Below are 24,986 nucleotides of genomic sequence, written 5' to 3'. Positions count from 1 at the left end.
GGTGGTGCATTCGGTTCGATCGGTAGGAGGGTTCAATCGGCGGGAGGGGGTGGGGCCGGGATCGGGGGCAGCGCGAGCAGGCGCACCACCAGGCGGAAGAAGGTCTCCACGTCGCGAATCAGGTCGTCCGCCTCGCGGCCGGTGACCGCGCCGGGCAGGCCCGCCTCGGCGGCGGCCCGCTTGCGGGCGCCGGACGCGAAGAAGGCCGCCCACTCGGTCAGTTCGGGGGCCACCTTCGGCAGCAGCTCCCATGCGCTGCGCGGGGCCCGGCGGCGCCGGCCCGGGCGCTCCTCGTCGGCCCGGGCCCGGGCGGCGAGCACGGCCGCGGCCACTCGCAGTGCGGCCAGGTGGGCGGTGGCGTAGCGCTCCGCGGCGTCCCGGTTGACGGTGGCCTCGGCGAGCCCGCGCCGGGCCTGGGCCAGCAGGTCGAGCGCACCGCGCGGCGCGGACGACCAGCGCACCGGCGCCCGGCGGATCGGCGGCGGCTCGGGTAGGTAGGCGGACTGGTTCCAACTCGCGGTCGCACTCGCACTCGCGGTCACACGATCACCTCCTCAGTCGGCGGTCCGGGCCAGCGTCCAGGTCCCGGCGCCGGCATCGAGACTGAGGTCGTATACGCCCAGCGGCGCACTGCGGCCGGCGCCGGCCTCCACGCGCCACACCTCGCGCTCCCCCGTCGCGACCGCGGCGGCCCGCGAGCGCGCGTGTTGCCACCACTCGCCGGTCTCGACCCAGTGGCCGAGCACCTCCCGGACCACGTAGAGCCGGTCGTGCCACAGGAACCGCGCGGGGTCGCCACCGCTGCGCAGCACCTCCACCGGGTCGGTGTGCAGACGCGTCACGTCACTCCTCCTCTGCCGGGGGTCGGCGATGCGCTTCCCCACGCACCGCCGACCCGGGCCGCCCATCCGGTTGCCCCGTGCCGTTCGAGTCGAACTTCTCCCGAACATCTTCTTCGAACAAAAGTTCGACCCCGTTTGCCAGTAAAGCTCGCTCCCCCACCCACGTCAACGTCATTGCCGCAGTCCCGGGCGAACCGGCGCGTTCGAGCGATGTTCGAACACGTTCGAGTCCGGCGGTTTCGGGGCCGATCCCGCCGTACTCCCCCGCACAACCACCGTGACAGGCGGCTCCGACAGCGGACCGGCCCGACGTGCGACCCTGCCGGGGTGCGCCCACGCCTGCCCTCGCCGCTGCGCGAGCTGTCCGATCCCCGACTGACCGCCCGCGACCTGCGGCTGTGGCTCAAACGGGACGATCTGATCCATCCGGAAGTACCGGGCAACAAGTGGCGCAAGCTGAAGTACAACCTGGTCGCGGCCCGCGAACAGGGGCAACGAACGTTGTTGACGTTCGGCGGCGCCTACTCGAACCACCTGCGCGCCACCGCGGCGGCCGGGCACGCGCTCGGGCTGGCCACGGTGGGCGTGGTGCGCGGCGAGGAGCTCGCCGACCGGCCGCTCAACCCGTCACTGGCCTTCGCGGTCGAGCGCGGCATGCGGCTGGTGTTCGTGGACCGCGCGACCTACCGCGCCAAGCACACCGCGCCGGTGCTCGACGCGCTGCTCGCGGCGCACGGGCCCGCATACGTCCTCCCGGAGGGCGGCAGCAACGAAGCCGCCGTGCGTGGTTGCGCGGAGTTGCCCGCCGAACTGGACGACGAGACGGGCGACGAGCCGGGCGACGGCTTCGACGTGGTCTGCGTCGCGGTGGGCACCGGCGGCACGCTGGCCGGCCTCGCCGCGGGTCTGTCGCCCGGGCGGCGCGCGCTCGGCTTCGCGGCGCTGCGGGGCGACTTCCTCACCGCCGAGGTGGCCGACCTGCAACGCCGCACCTATGGCGCGCCGACCGACAACTGGCACGTGGCGACCGACTTCCACCACGGCGGCTACGCCCGCCGCAGTCCCGAACTGGACACCTTCCTGGCCGACTTCGCACACCGCCACGACTTCGCGCCGGAGCCGATCTACGTCGGCAAGATGTTGTTCGGCCTGTTCGCCCTCGCCGAACGCGGCACGTTCGCCCCGGGCACCCGGCTGGTCGCGGTGATCACCGGCTGAGTGTCCGTCGGTTCCCCGAATACGAGAAGCGGTGGCTCGCCGTCCCCACGACCGAGCCACCGCCTCGAACGACCCGCCGCCCCGTGCCGGCCGTCGTCCCCATCCGTACCGTCGCCCCGTGCCGCCGGTCCCGATGTCGTTCCACCCGCCCGCGCCGTCCCCCTCGAACGGCGCTCCCCCCGAGGCTCCCGCCGGGCTCTCCCTGGGCTCTCCCCGTGCCGACCACCCTGCCGGGCGGGGACCCCGGCGGGCATCCGTACAGGTACTCAGAAAGCGGACCGAGTATCGGCGCTCATCTCCGCGTTGATCACGGCTTCCGAACCGGATCGCCGACGGAAAAATAAATCTTCCGCACGCGTACAACCCTGGGCGCGGGTCGTGAGTCTTACCAATCGTGACCCACTGGGGGGTGGGCCCGTAGACCGTGGGGAGCGGTCGCGGGAAGGTGCGGGGGACCAGGCCCGGGGGGCGGGCCTGGTCCCCCGCACCCGCATATACGCTGTCTCGACGTGGCTCGCATCGTGGTTGTCGGCGCAGGTATGGGTGGATTGGCGGTGGCCGCTCGGCTGGCCACGCTGCGCCACGAGGTGACGATCTGCGAACGGTCGGCCACCACCGGCGGATCGTCCGGCTCGATCGTCCGGGACGGCTTCACCTTCACCACCGGCCCCGGGCTGCTCACCCTGCCGGCCGTCTACCGCGATCTGTTCCTCAAGACCGGCGCCGCGATCGAGGACGTCGTGGACCTGGTCCCGATCGCCTCGCCCACCCGGGAGTCGTTCGCCGCCGCGAGCGGCCCGCGCACCGTAATCGACATCCCCAACGCCTCCCGCTCCGGCACCCACGACGCGTTCGAGGCGGGTTTCGGGGCGGGCGCGGGCGCGGACTGGCAGCGGCTGCTGCACCGGGCCGGCGAGATGTGGGGAATCACCCGCAAGACGTTCTTCGAGGCGCCGCTCCTGGCCGAACCCGCCGAGCGCACCGAGCGGCTGCGCGCCGCGGGCGGCCGGGCGGATCTGCGCACCACCGCGCCGTGGCGCTCGTTGCGCTCGCTCGGCCGGACCCACCTGGGCGATCCCCGGCTGCGCGCCCACCTGGAGCGCTTCGCCGCCGAGGCGGGCTGCCATCCGGGCAAGGCGCCCGCGACGCTGGCCACGCTGCCCTACCTGGAGGAGACCTTCGGGGTGTGGTGGGTGCGCGGCGGCCTGCACCGGATGACCGAGGCGCTGCACGCGCGCTGCGTACAGCGCAGGGTGAAGGTGCGCACCGACACCGAGGTGGCCACGATCGAGCGGGCGGGCGGCCGGGTGTCCGGGGTGCGGCTCGCCGACGGGGGCCGGCTCGACGCCGACATCGTGATCACCAATCTGCCCACCGATCCGCGCGCCGCCGGGCTGCTCGCCGAGGCCGGATCCGGGTCCGGGGCCGGCGGGGTGGGTCGGCTGCCGGCCGCGTCGGCGGTGCTCGAACTGCATCTGGCGCTGCGCGGGCGTACCGAGGGCATGCCGCACCGCACCTACCTGTTCGCGGACGACCCGGGCCACGAGCCGGACGCGCTGTTCGCCCGCCGGCCGTCACCGCCGACCGATCCGACGTTGTGCGTACTGGCCCCGGACGACCCGACGCTGGCCCCCGAGGGGCACAGCGCGTGGACGGTACAGCTGCGGGTGCCGCCGCACGGTGTCCTGGACTGGGCCTCGGCCGCGCTCCGGGACACCTGTCCCGCGACCGTGCTCGACCTGCTGGCCCGGCGCGGCCTGGACGTGCGCGATCGGGTCCTGTGGTCCGAGCTGCGCACCCCCGCCGACCTGGCGGCGCACACCGGCGCGCCGGGCGGCGCGGTGCCGGGGGCCGGCGCCGACGGCCCGCGCAACGCGCCGCGCCGAGTGCCGAACCGCTCCGCCGTACCGGGCCTGTTCTCGGTCGGCGCAAGCGCCCACCCCGGCGGCGGCCTGACCCGAGTCGGCATGTCGGCGGCCCTGGTGGCGGAGCTGATCGGGCGCGCGTAGGCGCTGTCCGCGGGCTCAGCGGGCCTTGGCTCGGCGGCCCTTGGGGCGGCGGCCGCTGATCGTCCAGCCGTGGTGGTAGGCCTTGCGGACGTAGCGTGTGGTCAGGAACTGGCCGATCGCGAAGCAGAACACGCCGATGCCGACCACGACCGGGTTCTTGATCCCGACGCCCGTGGCCACCCCGACGAAGCCGACGAACGCGAGTACGCGGTAGCGAAACGGTGCACCGTGCTGCCACAACACCTCGGTCAGCAACCACAGGCCGATCGGCACGAACAGGACGTAGAGCACCACCAGGCCGAACTGCACCGTCGTTCCCTCCGTTACCGGCTCGTTGCCTCACCCTAAAGGGTCAACGAGCCGCCGGGGGCGAACCGGCTCACCCCGCTTGGACCGGCGCCGGGTGCGACTCTCCGCCCAGGCCCAGGTTCTGGTAGATCTCGGTGGTCGCCGTCGACCGGTTGAGCGTGATGAAGTGCAGGCCCGGCGCGCCCTCGGCGAGCAGCCGCTCGGACATCCGGGTCGCGTATGCCACGCCGACCGCGCGCACCGCCGCCCGGTCCTCCTTGACCGCCTCGACCGCCTCCGCCAGTTCGGCGGGCACCGAGCAGCCGCTCAGCTCGTCCGCCCGGACCAGCGTGGTCGGGCTGGTGACCGGCATCACCTCGGGGATGATCGGGATGTCGCACCCGGCCGCCGCGACCCGGTCGCGCAGCCGCAGGTAGTCCTCGACGTCGAAGAACATCTGGGTGATCGCGTAGTCGGCGCCCGCGCGGCACTTGGCCACGAAGTGCCGGATGTCCTCGTCCCAGTTCGTCGAGCGCGGGTGCATCTCCGGGAACGCGGCGATGCCCACGCAGAAGTCGCCGGACGCGCGCAGCAGTTCGACCAGTTCGATGGCGTAGCTGAAGCCCTCCGGGTGGGCCACCCACTCGCCCTTCGGGTCGCCCGGCGGGTCGCCGCGCAGCGCGAGCACGTTGCGCACCCCGGCGTTGGCGTACTGCCCGATGATGTTGCGCAGCTCGGCGCGCGAGTGGCCGACCGCGGTGAGGTGTCCCACGGGGGTGAGCGTGGTCTCGGTGGCGATCCGCTCGGTCGTGTCGACGGTCAGCCCCCGGCTGGAGCCGCCCGCACCGTAGGTGACCGACACGAAGGTCGGCGCGAGGGCCTCGACCCGACGGATGGCCTCCCACAGGGTGCGGGTGCCCTGTTCGTTCCTGGGTGGCATGAACTCGAAGGAGAAGGACCGGGTGCCGTTCGCGAGGAGATCGCGAATGGCGGGGGTTCGATTGATTCGAGTGGCCGCGGCACCGAGAGACATGTACGCAGGTTATCGGCCGGCGGCGCGGGCGAGCACGGCTTTCCACGTGGCGAGACGACCGGGCTACCCCGGATGTCGGACCGGGCGCAAGTTAGGCTGCCCCGTATTTCCTCGTCCTTTCTCCTCGCCCTCGACGGAAGACTCCATGGCTGCCGATTCCTTCCCCGTACACCCCTTGGACCGGGACGGCCTGCGGCAGCGTGTCAATGCCGCGCTGGGCGAGTTCATGCAGCGGCAGGCCGAGGTGCTCGCCGAGGTGGGCGAGGGCATGGTCCCGGTCACCGCGGCGCTGACCGACTTCGTGCTCGACGGCGGCAAGCGGCTGCGGCCCGGCTTCTGCTACTGGGGCTGGCGCGGGATCGCCGGTCCGGCGGCGCAGGACGCGGCGATCGTGCGGGTGGCCGGCGCGCTCGAACTGCTCCAGGCCAGCGCGCTGATCCACGACGACCTGATGGACAGCAGCGACACCCGGCGGGGCAAGCCGGCCGTGCATCGTCGCTTCGAGGGGCTGCACGCGGACAGCGGCTGGGTCGGCTCGGGCGAGTCCTTCGGTTCGGCGGCGGCGATCCTGCTCGGCGACCTGTGTCTGTCCTGGTGCGACGAGATGTTCGGGGCGAGCGGGGTGGACGACCGGGCGCTGCGCGCGGCGAAGCCGCTGTTCGACGTGATGCGCACCGAGGTGATGGCGGGTCAGTACCTGGACGTGCTGGAGCAGGCGATGGGCGGCGGCTCGGTGGCGCGGTCACGGCGCGTGATGCGGTTCAAGTCCGCCAAGTACACGATCGAACGCCCCCTGCACGTGGGCGCCGCGCTGGCCGGTGCCGATCCCGCCGCGCTGGCCGCCTATTCCGCCTACGGGTTGCCCCTGGGTGAGGCGTTCCAGCTGCGGGACGACGTCCTCGGTGTCTTCGGTGATCCCGAGCGGACCGGGAAGCCGGCCGGGGACGACCTGCGCGAGGGCAAGCGGACCGTACTGCTGGCCCTCGCCGGCGAGCGGGCCGGCGCCGCGCAGACCGAGGTGTTGGGCGCGCTGCTCGGGGACCCCGAGCTGAGCGACACCGGCGTCAAGGAACTGCGCACGGTGATCGAGGACACCGGCGCGCTCGCCGACGTCGAGACGATGATCACCGAGCTGACCGAGCGGGCCCTGGCCGCCCTCGCCGACGCGCCGATCGCCGAGGACGCCCGCGAGGTCCTGCGGGAGCTGGCCGACGCCGCCACGGTGCGCAGCGTTTAGTACCTGCCCGGCGGATCCCGGCGGGTCGACCGCGAAGGGCCGGCCGAGGCCGGCTGGTCAGGGCAGTACGGCCGCGAAGCTCGCGTAGTGGTCGTCGCTGTAGAAGCGCTCGGCGCCGTTGCCGGTGACGATCCGCCGCGCGCCGCGATCGCCCGCGCCGGGGGTACGGACCGTGTACTCGTGGTAGTAGCCGTTGGGTTTGCCCGGCAACAACTTCTCCCGGTTGCCGAACACGATGCCGTCGCGCGGGTACGGATACGGCCCACCGGCCGCGATCAACCGCAACGTCTCCCGGGCCTCGGCGGGCAGTTGCCCGGCGGCGACGGTACGCATCCCGGTGGGCACCCACCCGGGCCGCCCGGCCGCGGTCGCGGTCGCGGGCGCGCCCGCGGCCGAAGCGGACGGCGCCCGGCTCGACTTGGCACCGGAGTGCGACCCGCCGCCACCGCCACGGGTGAGCGCGAACACCAACACGGCGACCGCGACGAGCGCGAGCACCGTGACCACGACAAGGTTGCGCCGTCGAGCACCGAACATGCCCCGCATACTGCCGGCCCACCCGCCCCGAACCGCACCCGAACCGCGCACCCCACGCACCGCGCCCGCGACACGTCGGCTCGGGCCGGCCCGGACGGCGTCGCGGCGGTCAGCTCCGGGCGAGCCGCTCGGCGAATTCGGCCGTCGCCGCGGCCGGGTCCGGGGCGTCCGTGATGGCTCGGACCACCACCACCCGGGTCGCGCCCGCCGTCAGGACCTCGTCGAGGTTGGTGAGGTCGATGCCGCCGATCGCGAACCACGGGCGGGTCGGGCGCAGCGCGGCGGTGTAGCGGACCAGGTCCAGGCCCGGTGCCGGGCGGCCCGGCTTGGTCGGCGTCGGCCACACCGGCCCGGTGCAGAAGTAGTCCACGCCCGGCTCGACCAGCGCCGCGTCCACCTCGGCCGCGGCGTGCGTGGAGCGCCCGATCAGCACATCGCCGCCGATGATCGCCCGGGCCGCCGGGACCGGCAGGTCGTCCTGGCCCAGGTGCAACACGTCGGGCCCGATCGTGTGCGCGACGTCCGCCCGATCGTTGACCGCGAGCAGCTTGCCGTGTCGGCGGCACGCGTCCGCGAACACCTCCAGGTATGCCAGCTCGGGCCGGGCCTCCAGCCCCTTCTGCCGCAACTGCACGATGTCCACGCCCGCGCCGAGCACCGCGTCCAGGAACGCGGGCAGGTCGCCCTGCCGCTCCCGGGCGTCGGTGCACAGGTACAGGCGCGCGTCCGCCAACCGTTCCTGACGACTCGTCATCGACCCGGCCTCAGATCGCCAGCGCCTGGGCGCGCCGCCGCACCTCGGTCATCCGGTTCTCCTGCAGCGCCTGCACCGGCGTGCCCGGCAGCGTGTCGTCCGGGGTGAACAACCACTCCAGCGCCTCGGCGTCGGTGAAGCCCGAGTCGGCGAGCAGGGTCAGCGTGCCGACCAGGCCCTTGACGATGTTGCCGTCCTGGAAGAAGTCGGCGGGCACCTGGAGGGCCCGGTGCTCGCCGCGGCGCACCGCCAGGAACTTGCGCTCCTTGAGCTGCTGGCGGACCTTGAGGATGTCCACGCCGAGGATCTCGGCGATGTCGGGGAGGGTCACCCAGGCGGGGACGAGGGCTTCGGTTTTGGCATCGATCTCGCTCACCCGGCCAAGTTTAGGTTCCGGGCCCGGCCCGCCCCGCCGGCGGCGGTCACCGGGTGACCGACTTGAGTGGGTTCTCCGGGTCGGCGAACAGCTCCCGGTCGACCGGGGTGCCCAGTTGTACGAGCTTGCGCCCCTGGGCCAGATCACGTGGTTTGGCCACCGCGAGCAGTGCCACGAGCCGGTCGCCGGCGAACCAGCCCGCGGTCCATTTGCCGTCCTCGCCCGCGCCGCGGAAGACCAGTTCGTCGCCGGCCGCGTGCCGCCCGACGTACTGCACCATGCGGCCGAACTGGTCGGACCAGAAGTACGGGACCGGGTCGTAGGCCTGGTCCCCGCCGAGCAGGTTGGCCACCAGCACGCGCGGTGCCTGGAGCGCGTTGTCCCAGTGTTCGACGTTCATCCGGGTGCCGTATCGGGCGGACGGGAAGTCCACGCAGTCCCCGACCGCGTAGACCCCGGGCACCGAGGTGGCCAGGTGCTCGTCCACCTCGACGAAGCCGCGCGCGTTGCGGACCACGGCGGAGCCCGCGAGCCACTCGGTGGCGGGGCGTACCCCGATGCCGACCACGATCGCGTCGGCGGGCAGCCGGCGGCCGTCGGTCAGCTGTACCGCGCCCGCCACCAGCCGGTCCACCCGCGCGCCGAGCAGGAGTTCGACGCCCGCCTCGGCGTACCACGGCACGAACCGCTCGCCGATCGCGTCCGGGAACGGCCCGGCGAGCGGGGTGTGCAGTGCCTCGACCACGGTGGTCGGGCAGCCGGCCGCGGCGGCGGCGGTGGCCACCTCGGCGCCGATCCAGCCCGCGCCGACGATCACCACGTGTGCTCCCGGCACCAGCGCGGCGCGCAGTGCGCGGGCGTCGTCGATGGTGCGCAGCACGTGTACGCCGGGCACCTCGGCCGTGCCCGGCAGCTCGATCACGCGCGACCCGGTGGCGATCACCAGCCGGTCGAAGGCGAGCGGTCCCGCGTCGGTGTCCACGACCCCCGGGCGCAGTCCGGTCGCGGTCCGGCCGAACAGCACCTCGGTGTGCAACTCGGCCCAGTCCGCCTCGAACGAGGTGTCGTCGGTCTTGCCGCCGAGCACCTCCTTCGACAGCGGCGGGCGGTCGTACGGCGCGTGCGCCTCGGCCCCGAGCAGGGTGACGCGCCCGGCGTACCCCTGGTCCCGCAGCGCCACCACGGTTTGCAGGCCGGCCATGCCGGCACCCACGACGAGCACGTTGTCCATGCACGGCACCCTATGCCGCGCGCGTGGGCGATCGAAGGGCAGGGTCTTGACTCAGTCAAGGACATCTTCGGACCTCTCGGACGCCCCGGAAGGCGGGGAAAGCGGTGTCGTAGTGTGGAGAAGTCACGGGAGCCCGGTGAGACCGGGCTGAGAGGGGGGCTGCGAGCCCCCGACCGTCCGAACCTGATCCGGGTCATACCGGCGAAGGGAGTTCCGCTCACCATGTCCTATGCACCGAACACCGACATTGTGATCGTCGGCGCGGGCGTGATCGGCCTGTCCATCGCATGGCGGGCCCGCACGCGCTACGGACCGACCGTCACCGTCGTCGATCCCAGCCCCGGCCGGGGCGCCTCGCACGCCGCGGCCGGCATGCTCACCCCCGTCTCCGAACTCCAGTACGGCGAGGAGAGCCTGCTGCGGCTCGGCATCGAATCGGCGCGCCGCTACCCCGAGTTCGCCGCCGAACTGGCCGACGCGGCGGGACTGCCCTCGGGCTACCGCGCGTGCGGCACGATCGCGGTCGCGCTCGACGCGGACGACCGGGCCGTACTCAAGGACCTGCACACCCACCAAACGCGGCTCGGCCTGCACTCGACGTGGCTGACCAGCCGCGAGTGCCGGCGCCTGGAGCCGATGTTGTCCCCGGCGATCACCGGCGGCCTGCATGTCGAGGACGACCACCAGATCGACAACCGCCGACTGGTCGCGGCCCTGCTCGCCGCCTGCGACCGGGCGGGCGTGCGACTCGTGCGCGAACGAGTCGAGCGCATCCTGGTCACCGACGAGCGCGCGCACGGCGTGCGACTGGCGAACGGGCGCGAGTTGTCCGCCGATCAGGTGGTGTTGGCGGCCGGCTGCCGATCGGCGCTGATCCCGGGATTGCCGCCCGAGGTGGTGCCGGCGGTGCGTCCGATCAAGGGCGAGATCCTGCGGCTGAAGGTGCCACCGGCGATGTTGCCGCTGCTGTCCCGCAATGTGCGGGGCGTGGTCAAGGGCGGCAGCATGTACCTGGTCCCGCGCGCGGACGGCGAACTGGTGATCGGCGCGACCGAGTACGAACTCGGGCACGACACCCGGGTCACCGCCGGCGGCGTCTACGAACTGCTGCGCGACGCCCACGAGTTGGTCCCCGGCATCACCGAGCTGCCGCTGCTCGAAACGCTCGCGGGGCTGCGTCCGGGCAGCCCGGACAACGCGCCGATCCTGGGCCGATCCGCACTGGCCGGCCTGGTCGTGGCGACCGGCCACTACCGGCACGGCATCCTGCTCACCCCGATCACCGCGGACACCGTGGCCGAGGTGCTGGCCGGCGGCACCACCCCCGACCTGATCGTGCCCTTCGGGCCCGACCGCTTCGCGCCCGCCGCTCGGAAGGTGATGGCATGACCGACATCGAGACCATCGAGGTCTGCGTCAACGGCGACCGGCGCGGGATCCGCGCGGGCACCACGGTGGCCGAACTGGTGGCCACGCTGACCACCGCGGCCAAGGGTGTCGCGGTCGCGGTGGACGAGGCGGTGGTGCCGCGCGGTGTGTGGGCCGAGACGGTGTTGGGCGCGGGCAGCCGCGTCGAGGTGCTGACCGCGGTACAGGGAGGGTGACCGGCATGGCCGACGACGACAAGTTGGTACTGGCCGGCGAGGTCTTCACCTCCCGGCTGATCACCGGGACCGGCGGGGCGCCGAGCCTGGAGATCCTGGAGCAGGCGCTGATCGCGTCGGGCACCGAGATCACCACGGTGGCGATGCGCCGGGTGGACCCGGGGACCGCGGGCTCGGTGCTCGACGTGCTGCGCCGACTGGGGATCCGGGTGTTGCCGAACACCGCCGGATGTTTCACCTCGGGCGAGGCGGTGCTCACCGCGCGGCTGGCCCGCGAGGCGCTGGAGACCGACTGGATCAAGCTCGAAGTGGTGGCCGACGAGCGCACCTTGCTCCCGGACGGGGTGGAACTCGTGGACGCCGCCGAGCGGTTGGTGGACGACGGGTTCCGGGTGCTGGCGTACACCAACGACGACCCGGTGCTGGCCCACCGGCTCGAACAGGTGGGCTGTGCGGCGGTGATGCCGCTCGGCTCGCCGATCGGCTCGGGTCTGGGCATCCGCAATCCGCACAACATCCGGCTGATCACCGAACAGGCCACCGTCCCGGTGGTGCTGGACGCGGGCCTGGGCACCGCGTCGGACGCGGCGTTCGCGATGGAACTGGGCTGCGCCGCGGTGTTGCTCGCGACCGCGGTCACCCGGGCGCAGTCGCCGGTGCTGATGGCGGAGGCGATGCGGCACGCGGTGGCCGGTGGCCGGCTGGCGTATCGGGCCGGCCGGATCCCGATGCGACACCACGCGTACGCGTCGTCACCCCTGGCCGGCATGCTGGAGGCGAGCCCCGAACACCCCGCCTTCTGAGCCGTACTCCGGCCCGACGACGGGGAACCGCGGGGAAGACCGTCGGCGTCCACGAGTCAGTGGACCCTACACTCCTGAACATGGACACGACCTTGAACGATCCGCTCGTCGGGCGGCTGCTCGACGGTCGATACCGGGTCGATGCCCGAGTTGCCGCAGGTGGCATGGCCACGGTGTATCGGGCTCTCGACACCCGTCTCGATCGCACCGTCGCCCTCAAGGTGATGCATGCCGGGTTGGCCCAGGACCCGGAGTCCACCCGCCGCTTCATCCTGGAGGCGAAGGCCGCGGCCCGGCTGTCGCACCCCAATGTGGTGAACGTCTTCGACCAGGGCACCGACGGCGCGATCGCCTATCTGGCGATGGAATACGTCGAGGGCCGCACGCTGCGCGAGTTGCTCCAGGACCTGGGCAACATGACGCCGCGTGAGGCGTTCGGCGTGCTGGAGCCGATGCTGGCGGCGCTGTCCGCGGCGCACCGCGCGGGCTTCGTGCACCGCGACGTCAAGCCGGAGAACGTGCTGATCTCCGACGACGGCGGGATCAAGCTCGGCGACTTCGGCCTGGCCCGGGCGACCACCACGACCGCGACCGCCGCGACCGGCAAGGTGCTGGTCGGCACGGTGGCCTACCTCGCGCCGGAACAGGTCGAGCGGGGCGAGTCCACGCCGCGCTCGGACGTGTACGCGGCGGGCGTGGTGCTCTACGAGATGCTCACCGGCCGCCAGCCGCACCACGGCGCGACCGCGGTCGAGGTGATCTACAAGCACGTGCACTCCGACGTGCCGCCGCCCTCGCTCGCGGTGCCGGGCCTGGCGCCCGCGCTGGACACGCTGGTGCGCGCGGCCACCGTGCGCGATCCGGAGCAGCGGCCCGCCGACGCCGAGGCGCTGCTCGGGCTGGTCCGCCGGACCCGACACACGATGCCGGACGGGGAGTTGGACTTCGGCGCGGCGCTGCGCCTGCCGCCGCCGCCCGAGCCGATCCACGACAACGCGACCAGCGTGTTCCGCGCGGGCGAGGTGCTGCTGCCGCCGCATCTGGCGCCGCTGGGGCTGAGCGTGGACTCGATGGAGGACGAACAGGCGCGCTACGGCGGCGCGTACGACGACCCCTACCCGACCGAGCAACACGCGTACGTGCCGGCCGCGCCGGGCTCGCCGGCCGACGCCCCCGGCGGCGGTTATCCGCAACAACCCGGGTTGCCCGGGCGGCGGCGCCGACGCGGGCCCTCGCGCGGGATGATCGTGCTCGGGATCGTGCTGCTCCTCGCCGTCGCGATCGGCGGCGGTGCGTGGTGGTACGGCTCGGGTCGCTATTCGGATGTGCCCGGCGTATTGAACATGACGCGGGCCGACGCCGAGAAGCGGCTGAAGGCGGCCGACCTGAAGGTCGAGTACGACGGTGGCGGGGACTTCAGCGAGACCATCGCCAAGGACTCGGTGATCTCCACCGACCCGGCCCCGGGCAAGAACGTGCTGAGCGGCTCGACGGTGAAGGTCAAGCTGTCCAAGGGGCCGGAGCGGCACGTGGTGCCGGCGCTGGCCAACCTCAAGCTGGAGGATGCCAAGAAGGCACTGGCCGACGCGGCGCTCAAACCCGGCACCGAGACCACGGTGGCCAGTCCCAAGGCGCCGGACACCGTGGTGAGCAGTCAGCCGGCCGCCGGCGAGCAGCTCACCCGGGACAGTGTGGTGACCCTGGTGGTCAGCCGCGGCCCGGACACGCCGGTGCCGGACCTGACCGGGCTGACCCTGGACGATGCCAAGGCCAGGTTCCAGCCCGGGACCGGGATCATCGTCGACGCGGATCCGACCGCGCAGTTCTCCGACACGGTGCCGGCGGGCCGGATCATGACGACCACCCCGGGTCCGAACACGACCGTCCCGTTCGGGACGCGGATCGTCGTGGTCCTGTCCAAGGGCCCGGACCTGGTCCAGGTCCCGCCGGTGACCGGGATGAACCCGGACGACGCGGGCCGCGCGCTGCAGGCGGCCGGGCTGCGGGTGAACAACCGGATGATCCCGCTGATCCCGGCCAACGTCGGGCGGCAGGACCCGGCGGCCGGTTCGATGGTCAAGCGCAACAGCGAGGTCTTCATCTCGAACTTCTGAGGCGCCTGGTCCGTACGAAGGCCCCGCTGCGACGCGACAGCGCGTCGGGCGGGGCCTTCGGGTGTTCCGGGCGGCTGGTGCCGCGCGCCGGGTGGGCCGGCTCAGGTCAACGCCGGGCCCTCACCACTCTCCTCCTGGTAGGAGTAGCGCTGCTCCTGCCACGGGTCACCGATGTTGTGGTAGCCCCGCTCCTCCCAGAAGCCGCGCTTGTCGGCCACCATGTACTCGATCCCGCGCACCCACTTGGGGCCCTTCCAGGCGTAGAGGTGCGGCACGATCAGCCGGACCGGGAAGCCGTGTTCGGCGGTCAGCGGCTCACCGTTGTGGTGGGTGGCCAGGATCGTCCGGTCGTTCGTGAAGTCCAACATGCGCAGATTCGAGCTGAAGCCGTATTCGGCCCACACCATCGCGTGGGTGACCTCCGGCGCGGGCGGCGCGATCTCCAGGAGCTTGGCGATGGTCAGCCCGGTCCACTCGTTGCCGAGCATGCTGAACTTGGTCACACAGTGGAAGTCGGCGATCACGCTCTCGTGCGGCAGCGCGGAGAACTCGTCGTGGTTCCAGCAGTGCTTGTCCCCCGAGGCGGTCGCGCCGAAGACGCGAAAGTCCCAGATCTCGGGCTTGAACCGAGGGACCGGTCCATAGTGCAGAACGGGCCAGCCACGCTGGATCCGCTGGCCCGGCGGAAGTCGCGGATCGCGGTCCGGAGCCTCGGTCCCACCTTGTGCCGCTTCCGTATGCCCCATACCCCACATGGTCCCAGACGCTCCGACCGACCCACGACCGCCCCCGACCCGCCCCGGGCGGGCCCGAGGGTGGGACAAGTTCGACATTGGAAGGCAAGGCTGCCCTTCGTGGCGGAAGTGCTACCAAAAGTGACAGGATTCGGGAGACACTCCCGCCTCATGCGTGCCAGAGGTCCCCCGTGTCCCTCTGTTACGGCCCATCCACACCGGAAGGTGCGTCGCGATGCACAGTGACCCGCAGATCATCGAGCTCCTGAACGAACAGCTCACGGCGGAACTCACCGCGATCAACCAGTACTTCCTGCACGCGAAGATGCAGGAGCACCGGGGCTACATCAAGCTCGCGGCGTGGACCCGCCACGAGTCGATCGACGAGATGAAGCACGCGGAGCGGCTGACCGACCGCATCCTGATGTTGGAGGGGCTGCCGAACTACCAGCGGCTGAACGCGCTGCGGATCGGCCAGAACCTGGAGGAGATGTTCCGCGCCGACCTGGCGGTGGAGATGGAGGCCGTCGAGCGGTTGCGGCGCGGCATCCCGTTGATGCGCGAGAAGGGCGACGTGACCTCGGCCAACATCTTCGAGGACATCCTGGCCGACGAGGAAGAGCACGTGGACTACCTGGAGACGCAGCTCGGCCTGCTCTCCGAGGTGGGCGAGCAGCTCTACATCGCGGGCCTCCTGGAGCAGCCGAGCGGGAGCTGATCGAGAGCCGATCCGGAGCAGACCGACCGATCGGGACATGTGTCACCGATCACCCGGTATTCCCCCCGGCGGGCGCTGAGGTTACCCTTACCTAACCGACCTCGCCGCTGGGGGGAAATCTCCGTGTACGTCTGTATGTGCTTCGGTGTCACCGACAAACAGGTGAACGACCGGATAGCCGACGGCGCCCGCACCATGCGCGAGATCGCCCAGTCCTGCGGCGGCGCGGGCACCGACTGCGGGCGCTGCGTCAAGAGCATCACCGCGATGTTGCCCCGCGACGAGTCCCGGCGCCGGCGCCGCGAGCTGTGCGGCGAAGCCGACACCTGCGCGACCCCCTGCGGCACCGTCCCCACCGCGCCCGAGCCGGTCGACCTGCCGATGCCCGCGGTCGCCGCCGCCGCCCCGGACAACGTCATCCCGCTGCGCCGACCCGCCGCCGCCTGATCAGTCCTTCGCCGCCCGCACGATCGCCGCCGCGGCGCGTGCGCAGCCGGCCGCGTCCACGTCCAGGTGGGTGACCAGCCGCAACAGCCGAGGGCCGAACGCCGACACCGATACCCGCTCGGCATGACACCGCGCGACGACCTCGGCCGTGTCGGGCCCGGTCGCGCCGAGCTCGACCAGCACGATGTTGGTCTCCGGTTCGGTCACGGTCAGCCCCGCGTCGGTCAGCAGGGTGTACAACTCCCGAGCCCGCTCGTGGTCCTCGACCAGCCGCTCGATGTGGTGATCGAGCGCGTACAGGCCGCCGGCCGCGAGGATGCCCGCCTGGCGCAGCCCGCCGCCCATCCGGTGCCGCATCCGCCGCGCGTCCGCCTCGTACTCCGCCGGGAGCAGTACGACGGAGCCCGCGGGCGCCCCCAGGCCCTTGGACAGACACACGCTGAGCGTGTCGAACAGTTCCCCGTAGGCCCGCAGCGGCGTCCCGGTCGCCGCGTGCGCGTTCCAGATCCGCGCGCCGTCGCAGTGCAGCCGCAGGCCGCTGCCGTGCACGAGGTCGCGGATCGCCACGAGTCGGTCGAGCGGGTACACCGAACCACCGCCGCGATTGTGGGTCTGCTCGACCGCGACCAGGTCGGTGCCCACGGTGTACGGGTTGCCCACCCGGATCAGCCGCGCGAGGTCCGCGGGGTCGAGCAGGCCGCGCGGGCTCAGCGTGGTCCGGGTCTGGATGCCGCCGTGCCACGCGGCCGCGGCGTCCTCGTGCGCGACGATGTGCGCGTCCGCGTCCAGGACCAGTTCGCCACCGGGGCGTACGCCGAGCCGAATCGCGATCTGATTGGCCATCACCCCGGTCGGCGCGAACAGCGCGAAGGAGTGCCCGAAGAGCTCGGCGACCCGGTCCTCTAGCGCGCGCACCGTCGGGTCCTCGCCGTATACGTCGTCGCCCACGTCGGCGTTCGCCATCGCCGCGCGCATCGCGGGGCCGGGCTTGGTGACGGTGTCGCTGCGCAGGTCCACGTACGTCCGGTTCATGGCCGCAGTATCGCCGAACGCCGAAGGGCGGACCCGGTCGGGCCCGCCCTTCGACACACCACGTTCGCTCAGCTCTTGCGGTACATCTCCGCGACCAGGAACGCCAGGTCGAGCGACTGGCTGCGGTTGAGCCGCGGGTCGCAGGCCGTCTCGTAGCGCTGGTGCAGGTCGTCGACGAAGATCTCGTCGCCGCCGCCCACACACTCGGTGACGTCGTCCCCGGTCAGCTCGATGTGGATGCCGCCCGGGTGGGTGCCGAGTGCGCGGTGCACCTCGAAGAAGCCCTTGACCTCGTCGAGCACGTCGTCGAAGCGCCGGGTCTTGTGCCCGCTGGACGCCTCGAAGGTGTTGCCGTGCATCGGGTCGGACACCCACACCGGCCGGGCGCCGGTCGCGGCCACCTTCTCCACCAGGGCCGGGAGGTTGTCCCGGACCTTGCCCGCGCCCATCCGCACGATGAAGGTCAGCCGCCCCGGGTCGCGGTTCGGGTCCAGCTTGTCGATCAGCGCGAGCGCGTCCTCCGGGGACGTGGTCGGGCCCAGCTTGACGCCGATCGGGTTGCGGATCCGGGAGGCGAACTCGACGTGCGCGCCGTCCAGTTGCCGGGTGCGCTCGCCGATCCACACCATGTGGCCGGACACGTCGTAGAGATCACCGGTGCGCGAGTCCACCCGGGTCAGCGCGTCCTCGTAGTCCAGGATCAGCGCCTCGTGGCTGGCGTAGAACTCCACGGTGCGGAATTCCTCGGGGTCGGTCCCGCACGCGTGCATGAACCGCATCGCGCCGTCGATCTCCGCCGCCAGCCGCTCGTAGCGCTCGCCCGACGGGGAGAGCGCGACGAAGTCCTGGTTCCAGGCGTGCACCTGGCGCAGGTCCGCGTAGCCACCCGTGGTGAACGCGCGGACCAGGTTCAGCGTCGCCGAGGACGAGTGGTACATCCGCTTGAGCCGCTCGGGGTCGGGCGTGCGGGCGGCCTCGGTGAAGGCCAGCTCGTTGACCGCGTCGCCCCGGTAGGACGGCAGGGTCACCCCGTCGCGGGTCTCCATGCCGCTGGAGCGCGGCTTGGAGTACTGGCCGGCCATCCGGCCGACCTTGACCACCGGCACCGACGCCGCGTAGGTCAGTACCACGGCCATCTGCAGCAGCGTCTTGAGCTTGTTCTTGATCGCGTCGGCGGTGTTGCCGACGAAGGTCTCGGCACAGTCGCCGCCCTGGAGCAGGAACGCTTCGCCCTTCGCCACCGACGCGAGACGAGCACGAAGCTGGTCGCACTCGCCGGCGAAGACGAGCGGCGGATAGGAGCGGAGGTCCGCGAGGGCGGAGCCCAGGGCCTCGTTGTCCGGCCACTCGGGCTGTTGGGCCGCCGGGAGGGTTCGCCAGGATTCGATGTCGTTCAGGGTCACCGCTCAAGACTAAGCGGAGCCGCAACCCGATTGGGCCCAACGCCCGGAGAGCGAGACGCGACCTCGGCCCGCCCGCTAGGCTGACGCCGTGATCGCGATCCGCTTCCATCGGAGTTGCTGGTGGCCCGTCCCTGCGGCGGCCCACTGACTTCGCGATCCCCCCAACGATCCGACGGCCGCCCGGCAGGGCGGCCTTCGTTTTTCCCGGACCCGGTGGCAGCACCCCGGAGCGGCGGGAGACGAGCGGCGGATCGCCCGGTCGGGAGGGCGTCCTCGCCCACCGAGGAGCACCGATGCACACCGCCGACGCCCTGTCCCCGCTGTTCGCCGCCGACCCGCCGCCCTTCGCGCTGATCCGACGCGAGCACTCGACCGTGGTCGAACTGCTCACCGGCGAGATCGTCGACGCGCCGAGCCTGGCCGAGCTGCCGCTGCCCACCGCCGACGGCGGCCCCGGCCCCGAACTGCTCGCCCTGGTGCCCTTCGCGCAGATCCGCGAGCGCGGCTTCGAATGCCGCGAGGACGGCACCCCGCTGCGCTGCCTCAAGGTCACCGCACACCTCGAACTGCCCCTCGACGAGCTGCTCGCCGCGCTCCCCGAGGTGCCGGTCGAACTGCGCGGCGGCGGCTTCGACGTGGACGACGAGAGCTACGCCACGATCGTCAAGCGGGTGCTCGAGGAGGAGATCGGCCGCGGCGAAGGCGCCAACTTCGTGATCCGGCGCGACTACCGCGACCACATCGAGGACTACACGCCGGCCTCGGCGGGCACCCTGCTGCGCCGCCTGCTGACCCGGGAGAGCGGCGCGTACTGGACCTACCTGATCCACACCGGCGAGCTGACCCTGGTCGGCGCGAGCCCCGAGCGGCACGTCAGCTCGGTGGGCGGCGAGGTGGTGATGAACCCGATCAGCGGGACGTACCGCCATCCCGCCGAGGGACCCGCCCGCGAGGGGCTGCTGGCCTTCCTGCGCGATGCCAAGGAGATCGACGAGCTGTTCATGGTCGTCGACGAGGAACTCAAGATGATGAGCGAGGTGTGCGACCTCGGCGGCGCGGTCGAGGGCCCGTTCCTCAAGCCGATGGGCCACCTGACGCATACCGAATACCTGCTGCGCGGGATCACCTCGCACGACGTGGGCACGGTGTTGCGCGGCACCATGTTCGCGCCGACCGTGACCGGCAGCCCGCTGGAGAACGCGTGCCGGGTGATCCACCGGCACGAGCCGACCGGACGCGGCTACTACTCCGGGGTGGTCGCGCTGATCGGGCGCGACGCGGCGGGGCGGCGCACGTTGGACGCGCCGATCCTGATCCGCACCGCGTACATCACTCCCGACGGCGGTCTGCGGGTGCCCGCCGGCGCCACCCTGGTCCGGCACTCCACGCCCGCCGACGAGGTCGCCGAGACGCATGCGAAGGCGGCCGGGGTGCTGGCCGCGCTCGGCGTGGTCCCGGCCGCGCGGCCCGGCCCGAGTGCCGAGCTCGCGGCCGATCCCGAGGTGGCCGCGCTGCTGGCCGCGCGCAACGGCGCGCTCGCGCCGTTCTGGCTGCGCCCGCGCGACGAGCACGCGCTGCGCGCCCCGGAGCTGGCCGGCCGCCAGGTGCTCGTGGTGGACGGCGAGGACACCTTCACCGCGATGCTCGCGCACATACTGCGCACGCTCGGCCTGCGGGTCGAGGTCAGGTCCCACGACGATGTGACCTCCCGGCGGGTACGCACGGCCGAGTTGGTCGTGCTCGGCCCGGGACCGGGCGACCCCCGGGACACCGCGCACCGCAAGATGCGGTTGATGGGCGCGCTCCTGCGCACCCGGCTCGACGCGGGCGGGCCGCTGCTCGCGGTCTGCCTGGGCCATCAGCTGCTCGCCCGCGAGCTGGGCCTGGAGCTGGTCCGCAAGGCGCGCCCGTACCAGGGCAAGCAGGTGGGCATCGACCTGTTCGGCCGGCCGGAGCGGGTCGGCTTCTACAACACGTTCGCCGCGATCCGACCGGCCGCCGGGGTGTCCAACGTGGAGTTCGCCGCGGATCCGGACGACGGCCAGGTGCACGCGTTGCGGTCGAGCCGGATGCGGCTCGCCGGCGTGCAGTTCCACCCGGAGTCGGTACTCACCCACAACGGTCTGGGCATCGTCCGGGAGCTGCTCGCCGGCCTGTGAGGCCGGGCCCGGAAACGCGGTCGGCGGCGGGGTCGGGAACCGGTCGGCAACCGTCCGGGGCAGCCCCGTCGTCGTACCGGCGTGCGACCATAATCGCGTTGCTCGCCGCGGTGCGACGGAGGATCCTCGACCCCGTTCGTCGACCGAAATTCCAGTGGAGGGGGTTCCCGTGGGCTCCGATTGTCCGCCGCACGACCCCGTCGACTGGAGCGGTCGCAAACGTTGCCGCAAGTGCGGCGTGACCTTCGGCGGGCCGCGCCCGCTGCCACCGTCACCACCGGAAGCCGATGGCTGATCCGCCGCTCCCGCCGCCGAACTTCCATACCGCGCCGCGCACCGACTGGGACGAGTTGCCCACGGACGCGCGCGCCGCGGTCGAACGGTGTGCGGGGCGCGTGCTGACGGTGGCCACCGTGTGGGCGGGCTTCAACTGCGAGTTCGCCGCGGCGGTGACCACCGAACGATCGTGCTACTTCGTCAAGGGTGTCCCGCGCGATCACCCGGCGATGCCGCAGCAGCGGGTGGAGGCCGAGATCGCACCGCACGTGCGCGCGGTCTCGCCGCGGCTGCGCTGGGAGGTGCGACTCGACGACTGGGTGCTGCTCGGCTTCGACCACATCATGGGTCGGCACGCCGACTTCGCCCCGGGCACCGCGGATCTGCCGCTGGTCGCGGACGCGTTGCGGCGGCTCGGCCGGGTCGCCGTCCGGGATCTGCCACTGCCCCGGATCGAGGAGCGCTGGCGCCCCCTGCTCACCGGCCGTCAGCTCGAACTGCTGCGCGGGGAGAGTCTGTTACACACCGATCTGCATCCGCACAACGTGCTGATCGGCGATCGTGGGCCGCGGGCCTACCTGGTCGACTGGGCCCAGCCCGCCCGGGGCCCGGCCTGGATCGAGGTCACCCTGGTGGCCAGCCGACTGATGGACGAGGGCCACACCGCCGAACAGGCGGCCTCCTGGGCGGACCGGTTCGCCTGCTGGCGGACGGTGTCCCGGGAGGCGATGGAAACCTTCGTGTTCGCCGCCACCAACCAGTGCTCGCGCGGTATCGGCGCGGCGGACGCGGCGCCGTGGAACGCCCGACTGACCGCGTTGGCCGAGGCGCGCGCGGCCGGCGCACATCGGCGCGCGTGTCCCGTCCGCGCTGCCCGGCCACGCCGGCGGGCGACACTAGAGTGACCCGGGTCACCCGATTCCACCGGAGGTGCGGATGTCCGAGCTCGAGGCAAGGCCCAGTCCCACCAAGCACGTTGCCGACCAGGCCCGACTCTACGAGGAGTCCGGCGGCACCAAGGGCACGACCATACAGGGCGCTCCGTGTCTGCTCCTGGACACGCTCGGCCGCAAGAGCGGCGTCTGGCACCGCAGTGTGCTGATCTACGGGCGCGACGGCGACGACTACCTGATCGTGGCCTCGCTCGGCGGCTCCGACAAACACCCGCTGTGGTACCTGAACCTCGTGGCCCATCCACAGGTCCGACTCCGGGTGGAGACCGAGCGGTTCACCGCCGAGGCCCGGACGCTCTCCGCCGAGGAGAAGCAGCGGGTGTGGCCGCACCTGGTCGAGGTGTTCCCACCCTACGAGGGCTACCAGCGCAAGACCGAGCGGGACATCCCGGTGATCCGACTGCGCCGCACCGCGGACTGACCCGGCCGGGCGCCGCGACGGACGCGCCCGGCCGCCGCCTTCCGGGCTCCCGGCGCGCTCGGCGCGGCGCGGCGGCCCCCGCGCGGCGCGGCAAGACGCCGCGCCGCGCGCCGCGCTCGTCGTGGCGCTGCCCGGCGCCGGACACCGCGGCCCGATCCGGCGGCGCTTCGCGGCCTCGACCCGACGTCGGCCCACCCCGGGATATCGGGTGTGGGCCGGCGCGTACCGCCCGGTAGGCTCCGGCCGTTCGCCCCCACGGTCGACCGATCCCATTCCTACGACGGGTACCCGCATGCGCCTGCGCCGCTGTCTCGCCTCGACGGCCTTCCTCGTGCTGTTCGGCTCGCCGATCGCGGACGCGGCGCCGGTGCCCACCCCGCCCGCGGGCGAGGCGCCGGTCGTCGACCGCACGATCGAGCTCACCGGGTTGCCGGACCGGATCCGGCCGGCCGGCGCCGTCGAGGTGCTCGCGAAGGCGCGGAACAACGGCGCGACCCCGCTGCTCCTGGCCCCGCGGGTGCGCATCGACGGGCTGGGGCCCGGAGTCCCGGTCGAGCAGATCCGCCTGGAGGTGCCCGACCCGGCCCACGACACCTGGGTGCTCACCCCCCTGGACGCGCGGACCGGCGCGCCGCTGTCGTTCCCGCCGGGGCCGGGGGCGCTCACCGAGACCTCGGGGCGACTGGCGCCCGGCGCCAGTGTCGAGTTCCGGTTCCGGTTCTCCATCGCGGCCAACGTCCCGGCGCAGTTCGTCCGGATCCTGGTCGGGGACGACGACCGGCCCGGGGATGCCGAGGACGGGGAGCGCTTCGCCGGCACCGCCGGCGGCGAGACCGCGCTGCTCGGCCCGGACGGCGGCATGCCCACCCGCCCGCCGCGCTCCGGCGAGACCCGCACGCCGTCCGTGCCGGACGCGGGTCCCGAGCGGTCCGGGGGCGCCGCGAAGGTGTTCCCCACCGCGCGCCGCGCCGACGGACCCACCTTCAACCTGGTCGGTGTGCCGGGCTGGCTGCGGGCCGGCGGCGGTGCGGCCGAGTTCAAGTTGACCTTCGGCAACGACACCGGTCGGATCATCCCCGGGGTGCGCCCGGAAGTGGTGTTCACCACCGGCCAGTCGCCGATCTCGCCGCAGCAGCTGGTGGTCGAGGCGTACGACTCCTACGACCGGGCCTGGAACCCGGTGCCGCTCAAGGTGCTCACCGACCCGGCCAACGGCCGCGACGCGCACCTCGCCGGCGACCTGACCCCCAAGCCGTGGGACGGCCAACGCCAGTTCCCGCCCGGCGAGTTCGCGACCGTCTCGATCCGGGTGTCGATCCCGGCCGGCTCGCCGGTGGCGGGCGGCGACCTCGCGGTGCTCGCCGGCGCCGCCGCGCCCGCCGGGGTGGGTCCCGATCTCGCCTCGCGCAGCGACTTCCAGGTGCTCAACGTGCCCAACCCCGGCGCGCCGACCCGGCCGCCGACGTTGCGTCCGGAACTGCCGCCGACCGCGCCGGACTCGGCGGCCGAGCAGCACAAGGAGGATAAGAACGACACGTTCACGCTCGCCACCGTGGCGATCTGGGTCGCGCTCGCCGGCCTCGGCGGCACGGTGTTCTACTTCGCCCGCAAGAGCCGCCGGCAGGGCGCCGGGACCCGGCGCGGGCCCGACGCCTGACCGATGCCGCGCCCGGTGCGCCGGCCCTCGGCCATTCAGCCGAACAGGACCTTCGCCTCCTCGTAGAGCGCCGGCGGCACGGTCTTCAGCTCGCGCGTGGCCGCCTCCAGCGGCACGGTCACCACGTCCGTCCCGCGCAGCGCGACCATCTTGCCCCAGTCGCCCGCGTTCACCGCGTCGATCGCGTGGAACCCGAATCGGGTGGCCAGCCAGCGGTCGAACGCGGTGGGCGTGCCGCCGCGTTGCACGTGGCCGAGCACCGTGGTGCGTGCCTCGTGCCCCGTGCGCTTCTCGATCTCCGAGGCCAGCCAGTCGCCGATGCCGGACAGCTTGACGTGGCCGAACGCGTCCAGCGTCTGGTCCTTGACGACCATCTGGCCGGCCAGCGGGATGGCTCCCTCGGCGACCACGATGATCGGCGCGTAGTTGGTCCGGAACCGGCTGTCCACCCAGGCGCAGACCTGTTCGACGTCGAAGTTCTGCTCGGGGATCAGGATCACATTGGCGCCGCCCGCCATCCCGGAGTGGATCGCGATCCAGCCCGCGTGCCGGCCCATCACCTCGACGATCAGCACCCGGCGGTGCGATTCGGCGGTGGTGTGCAGTCGGTCGATCGCCTCGGTGGCGATGTTGACCGCGGTGTCGAAGCCGAACGTGTAGTCGGTCGCGTTCAGGTCGTTGTCGATGGTCTTGGGTACGCCGACCACCTTGACGTCGTGCTCGTGCAGCCGGGTCGCCACGCCGAGGGTGTCCTCGCCGCCGATCGCCACGAGCGCGTCCACGTCCAGCTTCTTCAGGTTCTCCTGGATCCGCTCGATACCGCGCTCGATCTTGATCGGGTTGGTCCGGGACGAGCCCAGGATGGTTCCGCCGCGCGGCAGGATCCCCCGTACGGCCTTGATGTCCAGCGGCATGGTGTCGCCTTCGAGCGGCCCGCGCCAGCCGTCCCGAAAGCCGATGAAGTCGTACCCGTAGTCCTGGACGCCCTTGCGGACCACCGCCCGGATCACCGCGTTGAGGCCCGGGCAGTCGCCGCCGCCGGTCAGTACTCCGACACGCATCGAAATCTCCGATTTCTTCCGTCCGGCACGATTCGCGGCCCACGCTACCGGTGCGAGCGGCCACCTCGACTCTTCCCAC

Annotated in this window: 25 protein-coding genes and 1 riboswitch; of the genes, 13 read left to right on the top strand and 12 right to left on the bottom strand. The window is 72.5% G+C overall.

Annotation, left to right across the window (positions count from 1 at the left end; translation table 11 throughout):
- Positions 1-32 precede the first annotated feature (32 nt).
- Together ABIA38_RS01615 and ABIA38_RS01610 are read right to left on the bottom strand one after the other, a co-directional pair.
- Complete coding sequence (locus tag ABIA38_RS01615) at positions 33-542, bottom strand: SAV_6107 family HEPN domain-containing protein (protein ID WP_424636516.1); 510 nt, start codon at positions 540-542, stop codon at positions 33-35.
- Positions 543-554: 12 nt separating this feature from the next.
- Entirely contained in the window at positions 555-842 is a 288-nt protein-coding gene (locus tag ABIA38_RS01610) for a DUF6504 family protein (RefSeq protein ID WP_424636515.1), read from the bottom strand.
- A 327-nt stretch (positions 843-1,169) separates the two neighbouring features.
- Here ABIA38_RS01610 and ABIA38_RS01605 point away from each other — a divergent pair, with 327 nt between their 5' ends.
- Complete coding sequence (locus ABIA38_RS01605) at positions 1,170-2,060, top strand: 1-aminocyclopropane-1-carboxylate deaminase/D-cysteine desulfhydrase (protein ID WP_424636514.1); 891 nt, start codon at positions 1,170-1,172, stop codon at positions 2,058-2,060.
- Positions 2,061-2,569: 509 nt separating this feature from the next.
- Positions 2,570-4,069 carry a phytoene desaturase family protein gene (locus tag ABIA38_RS01600; RefSeq protein ID WP_424636513.1) on the top strand — a complete coding sequence of 500 codons (1,500 nt, stop codon included), beginning with the start codon at positions 2,570-2,572 and terminating at the stop codon, positions 4,067-4,069.
- 15 nt (positions 4,070-4,084) lie between these two features.
- On the opposite strand, the gene ABIA38_RS01595 is transcribed toward ABIA38_RS01600, so the two are convergent.
- Together ABIA38_RS01595 and metF are read right to left on the bottom strand one after the other, a co-directional pair.
- On the bottom strand, positions 4,085-4,378 hold the full coding sequence (locus tag ABIA38_RS01595) for a hypothetical protein (RefSeq protein WP_424636512.1): 294 nt from the start codon (positions 4,376-4,378) through the stop codon (positions 4,085-4,087).
- A 70-nt stretch (positions 4,379-4,448) separates the two neighbouring features.
- Complete coding sequence (gene metF, locus ABIA38_RS01590) at positions 4,449-5,390, bottom strand: methylenetetrahydrofolate reductase [NAD(P)H] (protein ID WP_424636511.1); 942 nt, start codon at positions 5,388-5,390, stop codon at positions 4,449-4,451.
- A 145-nt stretch (positions 5,391-5,535) separates the two neighbouring features.
- On the opposite strand from metF, the gene ABIA38_RS01585 reads away from it, so the two are divergent.
- Positions 5,536-6,627, top strand: coding sequence for a polyprenyl synthetase family protein (locus ABIA38_RS01585; protein WP_424636510.1), 1,092 nt, complete (start codon positions 5,536-5,538; stop codon positions 6,625-6,627).
- A 57-nt stretch (positions 6,628-6,684) separates the two neighbouring features.
- Here ABIA38_RS01585 and ABIA38_RS01580 read toward each other — a convergent pair whose 3' ends face one another.
- The 4 genes from ABIA38_RS01580 to ABIA38_RS01565 form a co-directional block, all read right to left on the bottom strand.
- Positions 6,685-7,164, bottom strand: coding sequence for a ribonuclease domain-containing protein (locus tag ABIA38_RS01580; protein ID WP_424636509.1), 480 nt, complete (start codon positions 7,162-7,164; stop codon positions 6,685-6,687).
- Positions 7,165-7,273: 109 nt separating this feature from the next.
- Positions 7,274-7,918 carry a thiamine phosphate synthase gene (gene thiE / locus ABIA38_RS01575; protein WP_424636508.1) on the bottom strand — a complete coding sequence of 215 codons (645 nt, stop codon included), beginning with the start codon at positions 7,916-7,918 and terminating at the stop codon, positions 7,274-7,276.
- 10 nt (positions 7,919-7,928) lie between these two features.
- A complete protein-coding gene (locus ABIA38_RS01570; protein ID WP_424636507.1) occupies positions 7,929-8,294 on the bottom strand; it encodes an Rv2175c family DNA-binding protein in 366 nt (121 codons plus the stop codon).
- A gap of 46 nt (positions 8,295-8,340) precedes the next feature.
- Positions 8,341-9,525 (bottom strand): NAD(P)/FAD-dependent oxidoreductase, encoded by a 1,185-nt coding sequence (locus ABIA38_RS01565; protein ID WP_424636506.1) that lies wholly within the window; start codon positions 9,523-9,525, stop codon positions 8,341-8,343.
- A 115-nt stretch (positions 9,526-9,640) separates the two neighbouring features.
- Positions 9,641-9,752: riboswitch (TPP riboswitch) on the top strand.
- Here ABIA38_RS01565 and thiO point away from each other — a divergent pair.
- The 4 genes from thiO (at position 9,748) to pknB (ending at position 14,046) form a co-directional block, all read left to right on the top strand.
- Positions 9,748-10,914, top strand: a complete 1,167-nt coding sequence (gene thiO / locus ABIA38_RS01560) for a glycine oxidase ThiO (protein ID WP_424636505.1) — start codon at positions 9,748-9,750, stop codon at positions 10,912-10,914. It overlaps the preceding riboswitch by 5 nt.
- A complete protein-coding gene (gene thiS / locus ABIA38_RS01555; protein ID WP_424636504.1) occupies positions 10,911-11,129 on the top strand; it encodes a sulfur carrier protein ThiS in 219 nt (72 codons plus the stop codon). The genes thiO and thiS overlap by 4 nt, the downstream gene beginning before the upstream one ends.
- A 5-nt stretch (positions 11,130-11,134) precedes the next feature.
- Positions 11,135-11,932: a thiazole synthase gene (locus tag ABIA38_RS01550; protein WP_424636503.1), complete on the top strand. Its 798-nt coding sequence runs from the start codon at positions 11,135-11,137 to the stop codon at positions 11,930-11,932.
- A gap of 80 nt (positions 11,933-12,012) precedes the next feature.
- Positions 12,013-14,046, top strand: coding sequence for a Stk1 family PASTA domain-containing Ser/Thr kinase (pknB, locus tag ABIA38_RS01545; RefSeq protein WP_424636502.1), 2,034 nt, complete (start codon positions 12,013-12,015; stop codon positions 14,044-14,046).
- A gap of 101 nt (positions 14,047-14,147) precedes the next feature.
- Here the strand turns inward: pknB and ABIA38_RS01540 are convergent, their stop codons facing one another.
- Entirely contained in the window at positions 14,148-14,792 is a 645-nt protein-coding gene (locus tag ABIA38_RS01540) for a sulfite oxidase-like oxidoreductase (RefSeq protein ID WP_424636501.1), read from the bottom strand.
- A gap of 223 nt (positions 14,793-15,015) precedes the next feature.
- On the opposite strand from ABIA38_RS01540, the gene bfr reads away from it, so the two are divergent.
- Positions 15,016-15,498, top strand: a complete 483-nt coding sequence (gene bfr, locus ABIA38_RS01535; protein ID WP_424636500.1) for a bacterioferritin — start codon at positions 15,016-15,018, stop codon at positions 15,496-15,498.
- A 135-nt stretch (positions 15,499-15,633) separates the two neighbouring features.
- On the top strand, positions 15,634-15,945 hold the full coding sequence (locus tag ABIA38_RS01530) for a (2Fe-2S)-binding protein (protein ID WP_424636755.1): 312 nt from the start codon (positions 15,634-15,636) through the stop codon (positions 15,943-15,945).
- Here ABIA38_RS01530 and ABIA38_RS01525 read toward each other — a convergent pair whose 3' ends face one another.
- Together ABIA38_RS01525 and ABIA38_RS01520 are read right to left on the bottom strand one after the other, a co-directional pair.
- The gene (locus tag ABIA38_RS01525) at positions 15,946-16,977 is read right to left on the bottom strand and encodes a threonine aldolase family protein (RefSeq protein ID WP_424636499.1); all 1,032 of its coding nucleotides are present in this window, start codon (positions 16,975-16,977) and stop codon (positions 15,946-15,948) included.
- A gap of 68 nt (positions 16,978-17,045) precedes the next feature.
- A complete protein-coding gene (locus tag ABIA38_RS01520; protein WP_424636498.1) occupies positions 17,046-18,380 on the bottom strand; it encodes a class II 3-deoxy-7-phosphoheptulonate synthase in 1,335 nt (444 codons plus the stop codon).
- Positions 18,381-18,673: 293 nt separating this feature from the next.
- On the opposite strand from ABIA38_RS01520, the gene ABIA38_RS01515 reads away from it, so the two are divergent.
- The 4 genes from ABIA38_RS01515 (at position 18,674) to ABIA38_RS01500 (ending at position 23,846) form a co-directional block, all read left to right on the top strand.
- Positions 18,674-20,539, top strand: coding sequence for an anthranilate synthase family protein (locus ABIA38_RS01515; RefSeq protein WP_424636497.1), 1,866 nt, complete (start codon positions 18,674-18,676; stop codon positions 20,537-20,539).
- A 287-nt stretch (positions 20,540-20,826) separates the two neighbouring features.
- On the top strand, positions 20,827-21,720 hold the full coding sequence (locus ABIA38_RS01510; protein WP_424636496.1) for a phosphotransferase: 894 nt from the start codon (positions 20,827-20,829) through the stop codon (positions 21,718-21,720).
- Positions 21,721-21,751: 31 nt separating this feature from the next.
- Positions 21,752-22,189, top strand: a complete 438-nt coding sequence (locus ABIA38_RS01505; RefSeq protein ID WP_424636495.1) for a nitroreductase family deazaflavin-dependent oxidoreductase — start codon at positions 21,752-21,754, stop codon at positions 22,187-22,189.
- A gap of 292 nt (positions 22,190-22,481) precedes the next feature.
- Positions 22,482-23,846 (top strand): hypothetical protein, encoded by a 1,365-nt coding sequence (locus tag ABIA38_RS01500; RefSeq protein WP_424636494.1) that lies wholly within the window; start codon positions 22,482-22,484, stop codon positions 23,844-23,846.
- A gap of 35 nt (positions 23,847-23,881) precedes the next feature.
- Here the strand turns inward: ABIA38_RS01500 and ABIA38_RS01495 are convergent, their stop codons facing one another.
- Entirely contained in the window at positions 23,882-24,907 is a 1,026-nt protein-coding gene (locus ABIA38_RS01495; RefSeq protein ID WP_424636493.1) for a 6-phosphofructokinase, read from the bottom strand.
- Positions 24,908-24,986 lie beyond the last annotated feature (79 nt).

Origin of the sequence: Embleya sp. AB8 (genome assembly GCF_049739465.1) — a bacterium.
Classification (GTDB): domain Bacteria; phylum Actinomycetota; class Actinomycetes; order Streptomycetales; family Streptomycetaceae; genus Embleya.
The sequence above is the reverse complement of the archived record's forward strand: the minus strand, read 5'-3'. Positions and strand labels throughout refer to the sequence as shown.